Here is a 15,602-nt window from a genome sequence, read left to right as displayed (position 1 = left end):
GAGAACCATCATGAACTGGCACCCGATCGGCGACATTTCCGATATTCCGCTACGCGGCTCCCGCTGCGTGAAGACCCCGCAGATGAATATCGCCGTCTTTCGTACGAGCGAGCATGAGGTCTATGCGATCGAAAACCGCTGCCCGCACAAGGGCGGACCGCTTTCTGAAGGCATCGTGCACGGCAATGCCGTCACGTGCCCGCTGCACAACTGGGTGATTTCGCTGGATACCGGCAAGGCGCTCGGTGCCGATAACGGCACGGTGCGCACGATCCCGCTCAAGAACGAGGGCGGCACGCTCTATATCGCGCTCGAAAGCCTGATGATGGCGGCGGAATGATGGGAGCAGAGGTCAAGACCACCTGTCCTTATTGCGGCGTCGGCTGCGGCGTGATCGCCAAGGTGGACGATGCCGGCGCTATGACCGTGAAGGGCGACCCCGAGCATCCGGCCAATTTCGGCCGGCTCTGCTCCAAGGGTTCGGCGCTCGCCGAAACGATCGATCTGGATGGGCGTCTGCTCCATCCGGAAATCGACGGCAAGCAGGCGGAATGGGATGAGGCTCTCGATCTCGTAGCGCAGCGCTTTTCGGAAACTATCGCCGAACACGGGCCGGACTCCGTCGCCTTCTATGTGTCGGGCCAGTTGCTGACCGAGGATTATTACGTCGCCAACAAGCTGATGAAGGGTTTCATCGGCTCAGCCAATATCGATACCAATTCGCGCCTCTGCATGTCCTCGTCGGTCGCCGGCCATCGGCGCGCCTTTGGCTCGGATACCGTGCCGGGCCTCTACGAGGATCTGGAACTCGCCGATCTCGTCGTCCTGACCGGCTCGAACCTTGCCTGGTGCCATCCTGTCGTCTACCAGCGGCTGGCGGCTGCCAAGGCTGCCCGACCGGGCCTGAAGATCGTCGTCATCGATCCGCGCAGAACGATGACCTGCGATATCGCTGACCTGCATCTCGCCATCCGACCCGATGGCGATGTGGCGCTTTTCATGGGACTGCTCGCCCATCTCGCGGCAAGCCCGGCCATCGACCAGAACTACATCGGCGCTCATACGGAAGGTTTCGGCGCGACCTTTGCCGCTGCTTCCACATTGACAACTGACGATCTGCTCGATCGCACCGGCCTGCCGGCAATGCAGGTGAGAGAATTCTTCCGGTTGTTTGAAGCCACCGAAAGGGTGGTCACCTGCTACAGCCAGGGCGTCAACCAGTCGGCTTCCGGTACCGACAAGGTCAATGCCATCATCAATTGCCACCTGGCGACGGGTCGCATCGGTCGACCCGGCATGGGACCGTTTTCGCTGACCGGCCAGCCGAATGCCATGGGCGGGCGCGAAGTCGGCGGCCTCGCGAATATGCTGGCAGCCCATATGGCCATCGAAAACGCTGGGGATCACGACCGGGTGCAGCGTTTCTGGAATGCGCCTGATCTTGCCAGAAAACCCGGTCTGAAGGCCGTCGATCTGTTCCGAGCCGTCGAGGCGGGTCATGTCAAGGCGCTCTGGATCATGGCCACCAATCCCGTCGTTTCAATGCCCGATGCCGTCAGAGTCGAGGCGGCGATTGCCGCCTGCCCCTTCGTCGTCGTGTCGGACATGTTGCGCGAGACCGATACGACACGACACGCGCATGTGTTGCTCCCCTCCCTCGGCTGGGGTGAGAAGGAAGGGACTGTCACCAATTCGGAACGCCGCATATCCAGGCAGCGCCCCTTCCTGAGCGTGCCGGGGGAAGCACGCGCCGACTGGTGGCAGATGGCAGAAGTCAGCCGCAGGATGGGTTTTACCGAAGCTTTCGACTACGCATCGCCGGCCGCCATCTTCGCTGAGCATGCCGCTCTGTCCGCCTTCGAGAATGATGGCAGCCGCGACTTCGATATCGGCGCCTATGCCGAAATACAGCCGCCCACCTATGATGCGCTGAAGCCGTTCCAGTGGCCGCAACCTTCCGGAACGGAGAAAAAGGAAACGCGGTTCTTCGCCGAGGGCGGTTTCTTCCATCCCGATCGCAAGGCGCGCTTCATTGCCGTTGAAGCGCCGGCAACCAACAGGACAGATGCGGCCTATCCCTTCACGCTGAATACCGGCCGCATCCGCGACCAGTGGCACACGATGACGCGCACGGGAAAGAGCGCGCGGCTGTCATCCCATATCGCCGAGCCCTTCGCCGAGATCCACCCCCGCGACGCGATCGAGCTTGGCGTGGCTGGTGCCGCCCTCGTGCAGGTCGAAAGCGCCTACGGCAAGGCCATCATCCGCGCGCTTGTGACCGACCGGCAGGCACGCGGCAGCGTTTTCGTGCCCATGCACTGGAGCGATCAGAACTCCGCGGGGGGGCGGATCGGCGCTGTCGTCAAACCCGCGACGGATCCGGTTTCCGGCCAGCCCGCCTCGAAGAATGTCGCGGTTGCCGTCAGCCGCTATCGCGCTGCCACTTATGGTTTCGCTGTCAGCGTGACAAAGCCTGATGTGCTCGATGCGGACTATTGGGCACTTGCCAAGGCCGATGGCGGCTGGCGACTGGAGATCGCGTTCCGTGACAGCATCGCAGACTGGACGGCGTGGTGCCGAAAAAGCTTCGGTATTGCCGACCATATCGAGCCCTTGGGTTATGCCGACCAGCAATCGGGCGACCGGCGCATCGCCTTCTTCGACGGAGAAAGGCTGCTTGCCGCGCTCTTCCTTGCAAAGGAGCCGGTTGCTGTCGCACGCAACTGGGCAGTCTCGCAGCTGACTGCAGATCACAGCAATCTGCGCCGCCGGTTTGCGATCATTGCCGGCAGGCCGGGCGCTGACATGCCGGATCCAGGGGCCACCGTCTGTTCCTGCTTCAGCGTCGGCGTCAACCAGATCGTCGCCGCCGTCCGTTCCGGCTGCCGCAGTGTCGAGGCGATCGGCAGCGAACTGAAGGCCGGCACCAATTGCGGCTCCTGCCGCGCTGAAATCAGAGGGATCATCAATGCCTGTGTTGCAGACGCTGCCGAATGATGTTGCCGACCGGGCGCCGGCCCGCATGGCGCCGCTCGCCAAGCTGCCGGTCTTCTGGTCGCTTGCCGGCCAGCGGGTGATCGTCGCCGGCGGTTCGGATGCCTGCGCCTGGAAGGCGGAACTGCTGGCCGCCTGCGGGGCGAGAGTCGAGATCCATGCAGAGCAACTGAACGAGGTCTGTGCCACCCTCATTGAGCGCGGCTCCCCACATCCGGAAGGCGCGCTCATCCACCGTCCAATGGCATGGCACGAGGATGTTCTTGCAGGCGCGGCGCTTGCCATAGCGGACTGCGATGACGAGGCCGAAGCCCGGGAGTTCTTCGAGGCCGCGCGCCGAGCCGGCGTTCCCGTCAATGTGATCGACAAACCGGCTTTCTGCCAGTTCCAGTTCGGTTCCATCGTCAACCGCTCGCCCGTCGTGGTGTCGATCTCGACCGATGGCGCCGCCCCCATTCTCGCCCAGGCCATTCGCCGCCGCATCGAGACGCTGCTGCCGACATCCCTGAAATCCTGGGCGACCCTTGCCCAGTCATTGCGCGAAGAGATTGCCCTTCGTCTGAAGCCCGGCGCTGAGCGCCGCGCCTTCTGGGAGCGTTTTGTCGATCGCGCTTTCGGAGCTGAACCGACGCAGACAAGCGCCCGCGATCTGCTTGCGGAGATGAAAGGGCCGGCTCAGGCGCGCCCCGTCGGACGAGTGACGCTTGTCGGCGCCGGTCCGGGCGATGCGGAATATCTGACGCTGAAGGCCGTGCGGGCATTACAAGCCGCCGATGTCATCCTGTTCGATGATCTGGTGTCGGACGAAGTTCTGGAACTGGCGCGGCGTGAGGCCAAACGTCTATTGGTCGGCAAGCGCGGCGGGCGCACGAGCTGCAGGCAGGAAGACATCAACGAGATGATGTTGACTTTCGCCAAGGCCGGCAAGAACGTTGCCCGGCTGAAATCCGGCGATCCGATGATCTTCGGCCGCGCCGGCGAGGAGATCGCCTATCTGAAACAGCATGATATTCCGGTCGATGTCATCCCTGGCATCACGGCGGCAAGCGCTATGGCGTCACGGCTCGGCGTTTCCTTGACCCACCGCGATCATGCTCAGGCCGTCCAGTTCGTCACCGGGCATTCGCGCCATGGCGAGCTGCCTGAGACGATCGACTGGCACGCCCTTGCCGATCGGAAAAAGACGACGGTCTTCTACATGGGCGGAAGAACCGCCGGCGCCATACAGAACAGACTTATCGAAGCTGGCCTCGACACAAAGACGCCCGTTGTCATTGTCAGTTCGGTCGCCAGTGCCGACGAGCGGCGGTGGAGCGGCAATCTGGAAGATCTCGCTATCGCCATGGTCGATATGGGCTTCGACCGGCCAGTGCTGATCGGTGTCGGAGAGGTTTTTTCCGCTTGTTGTCTAGCAGCAGAAGACGATCTGCCAGCTGCGGCCAGGGCATAGCGGCGTAAGAGCCTTTTTAGCCCAAAAAAGGATGAAGAGCGGCAGTTCGGCAATCCGGACTGCGGTAAACAGTCTGCGCGACACGATCTCACCAGTGACAACAGATAATATTTCCCTCAATCATTTTGCGTCATTCTTCGATTCCCTTTTAGGCGACACGAGATCTCACATGCCCTCGAGACTGAATCGCAAATTGCAGATGCCCCGCCGCGACGACCTCGGCCTTCTGACAATCGCAAACGGCTCCGGCCTCTCCATATCCGCGCTACCGAACGGCACGCTCTTTTCCATCGATTATGCCGATAGTCTCGGATCTGTGCAGATCAACCAAATCCAGGGATCGCCGCTTTCCGGCGGCGTCGGACGTCTCTATCTGCGGCTCGGCGGCAAGGAGCCTGTCATCGCCGAGATCGTCGGACCGCGGGCAAAGAGCCGCTTCGGCCACGACCAAACGGGCTTTGCCTGGAGCGGTGAAGCCGGGGAAATCCGCTATCATGTCAGCCTCGTGCTCGCCCCGTCCGAGGCGACTTGGTTCTGGCATGTCACGCTCACCCATGCCGGCGAGGATAAGCTGCCGGCCGATCTTGTGCTGGTTCAGGATGTCGGCCTCGGCGATCGTGGTTTCCTGATGAACAGCGAGGCTTATGCCTCGCAATATGTGGATCATCACATCGCCGAGCATCCGGCTTTCGGACTGGTGGTGATGAACCGGCAGAACCTCAAGCAAGGTGGCGGACGCATTCCGTGGCTCGCACAGGGCTGCCTGGAAGGTGTGGCTGCCTATGCCACAGATGCAATCCAGCTGGTGCAATCAGCCGCCCGCAGTAACGATCTTCTCGTCGGCCCCTTCGGCAGCGACCTGCCAAGCCAGCGCCGGCAGCATGAGATGGCCTGCCCTGCCCTTCAGTCGAAGCCGCTTTCCGTTTCATCCGAGGGCGTGACGGCCAGCTTCTTCGGCCTGTTCCTCAACGATCACCAGGCAGCATCAAGCGATGCAGATCTTTCCCGCCTCGACCATCTGACCACCGCCGAGAAGAAGGCGACTGATCCGGCGGAGAAAACGCCTCCGCGCAGCATCCTGCAGAGTGCTGCGCTGTTGACGGTGGAAACGCTCGGCGACAAGGCGCTCGCCGGCCTCTATCCCGACCGCATCCTCGAAGAACGCGTCGACGGAAAGCTCCTCTCCTTCTTCGTGCCCGAGGGGGCTCTCAACCGACATATCGTGCTACGGGAGAAGGAGCTACAGGTCGCGCGGCGCCATGGAGCGATCATCCGCAGCGGCCAGAACATGCTGCTCGACGATATCACGCTGGCATCAACCTGCTGGATGCAGGGCATCTTTGCCGCGCAGCTGACGATCGGCAATACGTCCTTCCACAAGCTGTTTTCCGTCTCCCGCGACCCCTACAATTTGACGCGCACCACCGGGCTGCGCATCCTTGTCGATGTCGGCCAGGGCTGGCAGCTTCTCGCCGTACCCTCGATCTTCGAGATGGGGCTTAGCGACTGCCGCTGGATCTATCGCCTTGCCGACCGCACCATCACCGTGATGGCCACGGCCTCCGGCGAGAATCCTGCCATGCAGTGGGAGGTCTCCGTGGAAGGCAAGCCCTGCCGTTTCCTGGTTTTCGGTCACCTCGTCCTCGGCGAACGGGAATATGATACGAGCGGTCATGTCGAATTCGACGACGATGCCAAGCGCATGCTCTTTCGTCCGGACCCGCATTGGCTCTGGGGCGAACGTTTTCCCGATGCAAGCTATTGGCTGGTGAGCTCCACACCCGATGCCGTTGAGGCGATCGGCGGCGACGAGCTTCTCTATGAAGATGGCGTCGCCCGCAACGGCGCCTTCATTGCGGTGCGGTCCAAGGAAACACGATCGCTGTCCTTCACCGTCGTCGGCTCGATGACGGACAAGGCGGAGGCCAAACGTCTGGCAGATCGCTATGCAGGCGGCGTGACGCAAGAAGAGATGCTGGTACCGGCGTCACGTTTCTGGCGCGATACTATCCGCGGCCTGACGCTCGACAAGCCAAGAGCCGAAGCCGTGGCGCATGCGACGATCCTGCCCTGGCTGGCACATGATGCCATCGTGCATTTGAGTGTTCCGCACGGGCTTGAGCAATATACGGGCGCGGCCTGGGGTACACGAGATGCCTGCCAGGGGCCGATTGAATTCCTGCTCGCTTATGAGCATGATCGCGAAGCCAAAGAAGTCGTGAAGACGGTCTTCAGCGAGCAGTCCCTGGAGAAAGGCGATTGGCCGCAATGGTTCATGCTGGAGCCCTATTCCAACATCCGCTCCGGCGACAGCCACGGCGACATCGTCGTCTGGCCACTCAAGGCACTATGCGACTATATCGAAGCGACCGGCGATCTTGTCATCCTTGAGGAGAAAGTCGCCTGGCGCGACGACAAGACGATGGGCAAAGCGCCGGCTGATACGATCGCCATCCATGTCGAAAAGCTCCTCGATACGGTGCGCGAACGCTTCATCCCCGGCACGCATCTGATCCGTTATGGCGAAGGTGACTGGAACGATTCCCTGCAGCCAGCCGATCCCCATCTGCACGACTGGATGGTGAGCAGCTGGACAGTTTCCCTGCTCTACGAGCAGGTCGTGCGTTACTCCGCCATCCTGCGCCGCGTCGGCAAGGGGGATGGCGCAACAGCGCTGCGGAAGATCGCAACCGCCATGCGGCGCGACTTCAACAAGCATCTAATTCGCGACGGCGTGGTTGCCGGCTACGGCATCTTCGATCCCACCCATGACGGGGTCGAACTGCTGCTGCATCCCAACGACCAACGCACCGGGCTGCATTACTCGCTGATTTCGATGACACAGGCCATGCTCGGCAAGCTCTTCACGCCGGCGCAGCGGCAAGAGCATATGAAGCTGATCGAAAAACACCTGCTCTTCCCCGATGGCGTGCGCCTGATGGAGAAGCCTGCGACCTATGCAGGCGGCCCGGAAACGCTCTTCCGCCGCGCCGAATCCTCGTCCTTTTTCGGCCGCGAAATCGGTCTGATGTATGTGCATGCGCATCTACGCTACTGCGAAACGCTGGCCATCGCCGACGATGCAAAAGCCCTCTGGAGGGCGATCGGCCTCGTCAATCCGATCGCTGTCACGGATGCCCTGCCGCAAGCATCTCTGCGCCAGCGCAATACCTATTTCAGCAGCAGTGATGTCGCCTTCCCGGATCGCTATCAGGCCGCGAGCAACTGGCAGCAGGTCAAAAAGGGCGAGATCGCCGTCGACGGCGGCTGGCGCATCTATTCCAGCGGCCCCGGCCTCTACGCCCGCAGCTTTGTCGAAAACATACTTGGCTTCAAACGCCGCTTCGGACGGCGCAAGCGGCTGCCGCTTCTGCCATCTTCCGCTTCGGTCACGATCAAGACGGATCACGCACCGTGGCGCCGGCTGAACGCGCCGTCCAACACGCCGAAGCGCAAAGATTAAAGGACGGCTTTGCGCAGGCGACTGGAATCGGATCAGGGCTAGCGAAAAGCTGCAGCCAGGTGGAATGTGCGACGGGCTGGGCACGTCGCCTTCCAGCATGATGCGGCGGCGAATAGACTTCCGCTTGTCGCCGATCTCCACGATCCTGCGCTCGGAAAGAACGCTGCGTCCGGTGAGACGGTCAGCGGCGGCTTTAGAAGACACAATATCGATCTCACCGCCGGAGAGAGTTTCACCGGCGACGGAAGCGCGCTGTTCGAACGACGGCTTTTTACGGCCTGTCGCCGTGAAGATGGCGCTCGAGGAAGGGCAAGTTGTCCTGTCCCCAGTAGAGCTCGTCTTCATAGGCAAAGGTCGGAAAGCCGAAGACGCCTCTTTCGCGTGCGTGAATACGATCTGCCGCCCATTTCTGCTGAACATCGCCGTCGCCCTGCCGCCGCAGCAAGGCCGCTCCATCGAAACCGGCCGCATTGACGATCGCTTCGCGGATATGGGGCCTGCCGATATCCTTTGCCTCGCTCCAGAAGGCATGCTGCAAGGCACGTGTCACGCCGATCCAGTCCTGGCGGTCGAGATAGGCGGCGATGACGAAGAAGGAAGCCGGCGTTGGATCGCTGAGTTCCGGCCGGTTTTCGAGGATCAGGGTCTTGCCGCGGACACCCGCCCAACGCTTGAGATCCCGGACCCAGTAAGCTCGACGGATTTCCGGCCGGTTGCGAGAGAAAATCCCGCCGTTTTCTTCAACGACCGTCGTCAGATACGGCTTGATGCTCACATCGTTTTTTTCGGCAAGCTCGGCAAAGGCATCCAGCCCGATATACGACCAGGGTGAGCTTATGGAAATGAAATATTCGACTAATCTGGTCACGGAGAGATTCCTACAATTCCGATGTTTGTCGCACTGAGGCTGCGGTCGAATGCAGCACTCGATTCAAGGCCGATGGGGACATGTTATTGATGCACCTGCTCGTTCGGTTCTTTCAAGCGACTCGCATAGCAATATCACGCATCAGGCCACCCGAAGGACCTTTGTCTGCCAGCCGAGTTCAGGCGCGATATGCGTGACAAAGTCATGCAGGATCTGGCGATATTCGTCATGTTCGAATTCATAGGGCAATTCCAGCCGGAGCTCGCTGACATGCGGCAGGATGGGATCGGCATGGAGACGCTCGAGAATCTGCTCCGATGTGCCAACGAGATCGCTGGCAAAAAGGGTGCGCCGCTCACCTTGCGGGGAAAGCGTGCGCTCATGACGCCCGGCGGCATAATCGGCATATCGCCTGCGGGTGGCCGCATCGGCACTGTCGAAGGGCACGATGACACGGCCGAGCGCTACACGTCGATCGGCTCCGCCAGCGCCACGGTAGACGACCAGCTGACGGGACTGGGCGACAAAGAAATCGTCGGTCTCCTCGCCGGTCGTGACATTGCCGATCAGTAGGTTGAACCCGTTCTGCCCGGCCCAGGCGGCCGAGCGCAGCGAGCCGCCGCCATACCAGATGCGGTCAATCAGGCCTCTCGCATAGGGATGCAGCCTCGGGCGTTGCGGGCCGAACGGCGTCTTGATGAAGGTGTTCTCGTCGCCGAGATAGGTTCCCTTCAGATTGCCGGCGAAGCGCAGCACGCGTTCATGCGAGAAATCATGGTTCTGCCAGTCGCCGTCGAAGGCAAGCGGACCGATGAGGTCGGCATGCAGCGGACGTCCTGCGCTCAGTCCAACATTCAACCTTCCCTTTGATAGAACGTCGACCGTCGAAAGATCCTCTGCCAGCCGATACGGACTTTCGTAACCGATCGGAATGACAGCGGTGCCGAGTTCGATACGGCTGGTTCGCTGGGTGGCGGCCGCCAGAAAGGCGGTCGCCGAGGAGATTCCCGGCTCCAGATGCCGCTGGCGAGCCCAGGCACTTTCGAAACCCAGCTCTTCACCGAAACCAAGGAGCTGCAACGTCTTTTCGAGGCCGGGGAGCGGGTCGTCATCGGAATAGTTACCGGGTGTCAGAAAGCCGATATGGCTGATCGAAAGCGTATTGCCGCTCATCTTGTCCTCACTCAGAATTTCGGCAGGCCGGGCGGGTTCGTCTCGGAGGCCGGCAGCGCCTCTTCCGAGAGCTGCCAGTGCTCAAGGATTTTTGCATAGGTTCCATCCTTGATCAGGCCGTTTGTGGCGAGCGTCAGCGTATCGGCAATGCCGCTTCCCTTGCGGGTGGTGATCGCGACATCGGAGCGATCGGGCCAGCCAGCGCTCAGCGTTCCGACCCGCTTGAGGTTCTTGTCGCGGGCGGCGATGTAGACGAGCTGCGCATGCGGCTGGACGATGACGTCGGCGCGACCCGAGCGCAGCGCCAGCAGGCTTGCCGCCTCATCGTCATAATATTGCAGCTCGAGAGGCTTGAGACCGGCGGCGACATTCTCGTCGCTCCATTTCAGCAGGATGCGTTCCTGATTGGTGCCGGCACCGACGATGAAGCGCAGTCCCGCCGCATCCTTCGGCTCCTTGATCGAGCTCACCGGGCTGTCCGCCTTGACGAAGAAACCGTGAAGGCCTTTCCGGTAGGTGGAGAAATCGAACTTCTCCTTGCGCTGCTCGGTCACGCCGACATTGGAAATGACAGCATCATATTTGCCCGAGGTCAGGCCGAGCGGCCAGTCGATCCAGGCAACCGGGACGATCTCACGCTGCAGCCCGAAGCTTTCGGCGATGGCACTGGCATAATCGGGGTCTGCGCCGACGACCGTCCTGGCATCCGTCGCGTAGGTGGCGAGCGGCGGCCCGCCGGGGCTGACCGCAATCGTGAATTTGCCGGGCGATACGAACTTGAAATTCTTCGGAATGGACGCGATCGCCGCCTCGTTGCGTTGCGCGTGCACGCGGTTGGGCTGCTCGGGGCTCAGGTCGAACTCATCAGCCGTGGCAATGCCTGCATAGCAGGCTGCCAGCGAGGCAATGGTGGCAATCGATGTGATGCGCAGTCTGGAAAATATCGTCACAACAGAACTCTCCAAAATATATGAAAACGAGGACGGACCGGCGCGACCTCCAACGCCGGTCCGTCAGACCATCCTTTATGAGCCGCTCTTCGGCAGCCCCGGCGGGTTGGTCTTTGCTTCGTCGATGGCTTCTGCGTTCAGGCTCCAGTGCTTCAGCACTTCGCCGTACTTTCCGTTCTTGATGAGATCGTTGACGGCGACGGTGACGGCATCCGCAAGGCCGCCGCCCTTCTTCGTCGTGACGGCGATTTCAGCCGTCAGCGGCCAGCCGCCGGAGACGATGCCGACAAGCTTGGTGTGTCCCTTGATGGAAGAGCTGTAGGCCTGGGTCGCGTTCGGATTGAACTCGATATCGGCGCGACCGGACTGCAGCGCCAGGTCGGCTGCGGCGCGGTCGTCATAATACTGAACCTCGATCGGCTTCAGGCCGGCGGCAACATTCTGCCGATCCCATTCCAGGATGATCTTTTCCTGGTTGGTGCCAGCACCCGTAATCACCTTGAGACCGGCGACGTCCTTCGGTTCCTTGATCTCGGTGATCTTGCTGTCGGACTTCACATAAAAGCCGAGCACGTCCTTGCGATAGGTAGAGAAATCGAACTTCTCCTTGCGCTCTTCGGTGACCGTCACGTTGGAAATGACCGCATCATACTTGCCGGAGGAGACGCCGAGCGGCCAGTCAGCCCAGGCGACTGAAACGAGGTTCAGCTCAAGGCCGAAGGAATCGGCGAGCAGCTGCGCCAGATCCGGATCGGCGCCGACCACGGTCGCAGCATCCGATGCATAGGTGGCAATCGGCGGATCCCAGGCATTGACGGCAACGGTGAACTTGCCCGGTTCGACGAACTTGAAGTTCGGCGCGATGGCCTTGATGGCCGTCTCGTCCTTTTCAGCGCGTACGCGGTTGGACGTATCCGGGCTGAGATTGAACTTTTCGGCGGCCTGCGCCGTGCCGAGACCGAGTGTCGCCAAGGCGACGACACCGGCAAGCAGGTAATTGGCTCTATTTCTGAATGCCATTTTCCTTCTCCATTTCATCCTAGGGTTGTTGTTGTTTTCATGCCCTCCGGACGCCCGTCGCGGCCGGGATCTGCTGGCGCCCTGCCCTCTTATTCAGAAGACCTTGGCGAGGAATTCTCGGGTTCGGGGATGTTCCGCTTCGTTGAAGATGCGGGCCGGCGAACCGGCTTCGAGGATGTGGCCGCCGTTCATGAAGACGACGGTATCGGCCACCTCGCGGGCAAAACCGATTTCGTGGGTGACAATCACAAGCGTCGTGCCGGTACGCGCCAGCTCCTTGATGACGTCGAGGACTTCGCCCACGAGTTCCGGATCGAGCGCTGAGGTAGGCTCGTCGAACAGCAGCACCTTCGGGCGCAGTGCCAGCGCACGGGCGATGGCGACGCGCTGCTGCTGGCCACCGGAAAGCTGACGCGGATAGGCGTTGATCTTGTCGCTGAGGCCGACGCGGGCAAGCAGTTCCTGCGCAAGCTGGATGGCGTCCTCGCGGCTCAGGCCACGCACCTGGACGGGCGCTTCGATGAGGTTTTCGAGCACGGTCAGATGCGGGAAGAGATTGAAGCTCTGGAAGACCATGCCGATGTCGGCACGACGCTTCAGAATGTCTTTTTCCTTGAGTTCGTAGAGCACGTCACCCTTCTGCTCGTAGCCGACGAGATCGCCATCGACCGAGATGAAACCACTATCGACGCGCTCCAGGTGATTGATGGCGCGCAGCAGCGTGGATTTTCCGGAGCCGGAGGGGCCTAGGATGGCGGTGACGCTGCCTGCCGGCAGGGTTAGGTCGATGCCGTCGAGCACCTTTAGAGAGCCGAAGCTTTTGGAAATGCCGTGGATACGCACCGCACCGGCGGATCGCAGCACTGCCGCATCCCCGAAACCGGAGGTGCGGACTGGTACGCTCGAGGGCGTAATTGCAGGTAGCGGACGGCCGAAACGCTGGAAGAAAGCCTGGAAGGGCAATGGCTTCGGGTTGCGCAGCGCGCCTTTCGAGAAATAGCGCTCGATATAGTGCTGGGCGATCGACAGCACCGTCATGATGACGAGATACCAGACCGTCGCCACCATCAGCAGCGGAATGACCTCGAGATTCCGGCGGTAGATGACCTGTACCGTGTAGAACAGCTCCGGCAGGGCCAGCACATAGACCATCGAAGTGGCCTTGGTCAGCCCGATGATCTCGTTGAAACCAGTTGGCAGGATCGACCGCATGGCCTGCGGCAACACGATACGAAAGGCCTGTCGGCGACGAGGAAGACCGAGGGCCGAGGCGGCTTCAAGCTGCCCCTGATCGACGGACAGGATGCCACCACGGACGATCTCGGCGAAAAAAGCCGACTGATTGAGCGTGAGGCCGAGGAACGCCGCAGCAAAGGGCGTCAGCAACTGTGTCGTCGGATATTCGAAAAGGACAGTGCCGGTGAATGGTACGCCGAGGGTAATGGTCTCATAGAGATAGCCGAGATTGTTCAGCACCAGGAGCAGAACGATGACGGGGATCGACCGCAGCAGCCAGATATAACCCCATGAGAGTCCAGACAGCAGCGGCGATTTCGAGACGCGGGCAAGCGCCAGCGCGGTTCCGAGGATAGAGCCGGAAACTGTCGCAAGCAGCGTCAGAAGCAGCGTGCGCCCGAGACCGGCAAGAACCGGCGCTGCGAAAAACCATTCGGCAAAGACATCCCAGCCCCAGCGCGGATTGGTAAAGGTCGAATAGAGCACTGCGGCAATGACGACAGCGGCGAATACGCTGCCGGCAAGCCGGCCGGGATGCCGCGCCGGGACGATCCTCAATCGCGAGTAGTCCTGCTGCGCATGATCGTCTGCCCTGCTGCTGCCGGTGTCGATGCCGGCATAGTCGCTCGTCAGTGCCATCGTGTTTCCCCTTGTTGTGGAGTGTTTTTTGCTTGGACTCAGCGACCCGCTGCGGCCTGCAGCGGCGGTTGATCGGTATTGGCCGACAGCTGCGGTGCGAGGTGACGAATGTCCTTCTCGAAAGGCAGCGTCTTGTAGATTTCAGGGTCGACCTTGGGGTCGAAGAGTGCCGTGTAGCCGTAGTTAAGGTAGAGGCCGACGGCCTCCGGCTGGCGAAAGCCGGTCGTCAGGTAGACCCGCTGATAGCCTTGCCGGGCCGCCTGAACCTCCAGCTCCACAAGCACCTTGCGGGCAAGGCCTTGCCTGCGCAGATCGGAGTGCGTCCAGATGCGTTTGAATTCGGCCGTCTCCCGGTCGTAATATTTGAAAGCTCCACCACCGATCGTCTCGCCGTCGCGCACGAGCAGCAAGAAATTGCCGACAGGCGGGGCGAAAGCCTCGGGCGGATAGCGATTGAGTTCGGCCGCGGCACCCTCCTCGCTGAAATAGTTTCCGTAGCGGCTGTCATATTCGTGGATCAGTTCGTCGATCAGCGGCTTGGCGCGAGGGTCGAGAGGACTGGTGTAGAGAAACGTATCGCTCATGTCGTTCGTCACCCGTTATCGTCAGTGAGGAAGGTCTCGGCGAGCCGCACCCAATAGCGGGCGGCGGGCGCAATGATCGCATCGTTGAAATCGTAGTGGGCGCTGTGCAGCGGAGCGCTGTCGCCATTGCCGACGAAGAGGTAGCTGCCCGGCTTCTCCTGCAGCATGAAGGCGAAATCCTCGCTCGCCGTGCGCGGTCGGAACCCCGCTTCAACGCTTTCCGGCTCGAAAGAGGACAGCGCGACCTCGCGGGCAAAGGCCGTCTCGGCCCGGTGATTGATCAGCGCTGGAAAGCCGAGCCGATAGTCGACCTCGGCCGTTGCCCCGAAGCTCTCTGCCTGGGCTCGGGCAAGCGCCGGCACGCGTTCCTGGAGCTTGTCGCGCACCGCCTGGCTGAAGGCACGCATCGTCAGCTTCAGCTCGACGCTTTCCGGAATGACGTTCGACGCTGACCCGGCATGGATGGAGCCGACGGTGACAACGGCCATATCCTGCGGATCGACATTGCGCGAAACGATGCTCTGCAACGCCGTGATGAAGGAGGCCGAGGCGAGGATGGGATCAACGGCACGATGCGGCTCGGCGCCATGACCACCCTTGCCGACAATGCGGATGACTGCCTGATCGACGGATGCCATCGCGGCATCGGCGACGAAACCGAAGTGGCCTGCAGGCACGGCCGGCCAATTATGCAGACCGAAAACCGCATCAACCGGGAAGCGTTCGAACAGCCCTTCGGAAATCATCTTGCGGGCGCCAGCGCCGATCTCTTCCGCGGGCTGAAAGATCAGCCGCAAGGTGCCGCTGAAATTGCCGCTTTCCGCAAGGTAGCGTGCGGCCGCAAGCAGGATTGTCGTATGGCCATCATGACCGCAGGCGTGCATCACGCCGGGATTGCTGCTGGCATAGGAGAGGCTGGTCGCTTCTTCGATCGGCAACGCGTCCATATCGGCGCGGATGCCGATCGTCCGCTTGCCATTCCCGCGGACCAGGGTGGCGACGATGCCGGTACCGGCAATGCCCGTCGCCACCTCATAGCCCCAGGAGGAAAGATGCGAAGCCACGAGCTTGCTCGTGCGGCGTTCCTGAAAAGCAAGCTCCGGATATTGATGAAGGTCGTGGCGAAGCGCGATGAACTCGTCGAGATGAGCGGCAATTCCTACCTCGATCCGATCATGACTGCGCGAAGTCTTGGTGATGACATTCATGGAAACGTCCGCGGCGC

Annotated in this window: 11 protein-coding genes; 4 read left to right on the top strand and 7 right to left on the bottom strand. The window is 61.4% G+C overall.

What is annotated here, in order from left to right; genetic code table 11:
- Window positions 1–10 precede the first annotated feature (10 nt).
- From nirD to AC1DUP_RS06390, 4 genes are all read left to right on the top strand, one after another.
- Window positions 11–340: a nitrite reductase small subunit NirD gene (gene nirD / locus AC1DUP_RS06405; RefSeq protein ID WP_113307497.1), complete on the top strand. Its 330-nt coding sequence runs from the start codon at window positions 11–13 to the stop codon at window positions 338–340.
- Window positions 340–2,997 (top strand): nitrate reductase, encoded by a 2,658-nt coding sequence (locus AC1DUP_RS06400; RefSeq protein WP_113307496.1) that lies wholly within the window; start codon window positions 340–342, stop codon window positions 2,995–2,997. Before nirD ends, AC1DUP_RS06400 begins: the two co-directional genes overlap by 1 nt.
- Window positions 2,969–4,444: a siroheme synthase CysG gene (gene cysG / locus AC1DUP_RS06395; protein ID WP_113307495.1), complete on the top strand. Its 1,476-nt coding sequence runs from the start codon at window positions 2,969–2,971 to the stop codon at window positions 4,442–4,444. The genes AC1DUP_RS06400 and cysG overlap by 29 nt, the downstream gene beginning before the upstream one ends.
- 169 nt (window positions 4,445–4,613) lie before the next feature.
- Complete coding sequence (locus AC1DUP_RS06390; RefSeq protein WP_477832256.1) at window positions 4,614–7,907, top strand: GH36-type glycosyl hydrolase domain-containing protein; 3,294 nt, start codon at window positions 4,614–4,616, stop codon at window positions 7,905–7,907.
- 271 nt (window positions 7,908–8,178) lie between these two features.
- On the opposite strand, the gene AC1DUP_RS06385 is transcribed toward AC1DUP_RS06390, so the two are convergent.
- The 7 genes from AC1DUP_RS06385 to AC1DUP_RS06355 form a co-directional block, all read right to left on the bottom strand.
- Window positions 8,179–8,775 carry a DsbA family protein gene (locus tag AC1DUP_RS06385; protein WP_113307493.1) on the bottom strand — a complete coding sequence of 199 codons (597 nt, stop codon included), beginning with the start codon at window positions 8,773–8,775 and terminating at the stop codon, window positions 8,179–8,181.
- 141 nt (window positions 8,776–8,916) lie between these two features.
- Complete coding sequence (locus tag AC1DUP_RS06380; RefSeq protein WP_113307492.1) at window positions 8,917–9,948, bottom strand: LLM class flavin-dependent oxidoreductase; 1,032 nt, start codon at window positions 9,946–9,948, stop codon at window positions 8,917–8,919.
- A gap of 11 nt (window positions 9,949–9,959) precedes the next feature.
- Window positions 9,960–10,898, bottom strand: coding sequence for an ABC transporter substrate-binding protein (locus AC1DUP_RS06375; RefSeq protein ID WP_113307491.1), 939 nt, complete (start codon window positions 10,896–10,898; stop codon window positions 9,960–9,962).
- Between the two features lie 75 nt (window positions 10,899–10,973).
- Window positions 10,974–11,918 (bottom strand): ABC transporter substrate-binding protein, encoded by a 945-nt coding sequence (locus tag AC1DUP_RS06370; RefSeq protein ID WP_113307490.1) that lies wholly within the window; start codon window positions 11,916–11,918, stop codon window positions 10,974–10,976.
- A gap of 93 nt (window positions 11,919–12,011) precedes the next feature.
- Complete coding sequence (locus AC1DUP_RS06365) at window positions 12,012–13,793, bottom strand: amino acid ABC transporter permease/ATP-binding protein (RefSeq protein ID WP_113307489.1); 1,782 nt, start codon at window positions 13,791–13,793, stop codon at window positions 12,012–12,014.
- 38 nt (window positions 13,794–13,831) lie between these two features.
- A complete protein-coding gene (locus AC1DUP_RS06360) occupies window positions 13,832–14,389 on the bottom strand; it encodes a GNAT family N-acetyltransferase (protein WP_113307488.1) in 558 nt (185 codons plus the stop codon).
- Window positions 14,386–15,585, bottom strand: coding sequence for a M20 aminoacylase family protein (locus AC1DUP_RS06355; RefSeq protein ID WP_113307487.1), 1,200 nt, complete (start codon window positions 15,583–15,585; stop codon window positions 14,386–14,388). Before AC1DUP_RS06355 ends, AC1DUP_RS06360 begins: the two co-directional genes overlap by 4 nt.
- Between the last annotated feature and the right edge of the window lie 17 nt (window positions 15,586–15,602).

Source organism: Rhizobium sp. 01L419, assembly GCF_056400025.1.
This window is presented reverse-complemented; position numbering and strand designations above follow the sequence as displayed.

Coding starts and splice junctions, on each gene's coding strand:
- nirD (WP_113307497.1), top strand. CDS start 11: ATGAACTGGCACCCGATCGGCGACATTTCCGATATTCCGCTACGCGGC.
- AC1DUP_RS06400 (WP_113307496.1), top strand. CDS start 340: ATGGGAGCAGAGGTCAAGACCACCTGTCCTTATTGCGGCGTCGGCTGC.
- cysG (WP_113307495.1), top strand. CDS start 2,969: ATGCCTGTGTTGCAGACGCTGCCGAATGATGTTGCCGACCGGGCGCCG.
- AC1DUP_RS06390 (WP_477832256.1), top strand. CDS start 4,614: ATGCCCTCGAGACTGAATCGCAAATTGCAGATGCCCCGCCGCGACGAC.
- AC1DUP_RS06380 (WP_113307492.1), bottom strand. CDS start 9,948: ATGAGCGGCAATACGCTTTCGATCAGCCATATCGGCTTTCTGACACCC.
- AC1DUP_RS06370 (WP_113307490.1), bottom strand. CDS start 11,918: ATGGCATTCAGAAATAGAGCCAATTACCTGCTTGCCGGTGTCGTCGCC.
- AC1DUP_RS06365 (WP_113307489.1), bottom strand. CDS start 13,793: ATGGCACTGACGAGCGACTATGCCGGCATCGACACCGGCAGCAGCAGG.
- AC1DUP_RS06355 (WP_113307487.1), bottom strand. CDS start 15,585: ATGAATGTCATCACCAAGACTTCGCGCAGTCATGATCGGATCGAGGTA.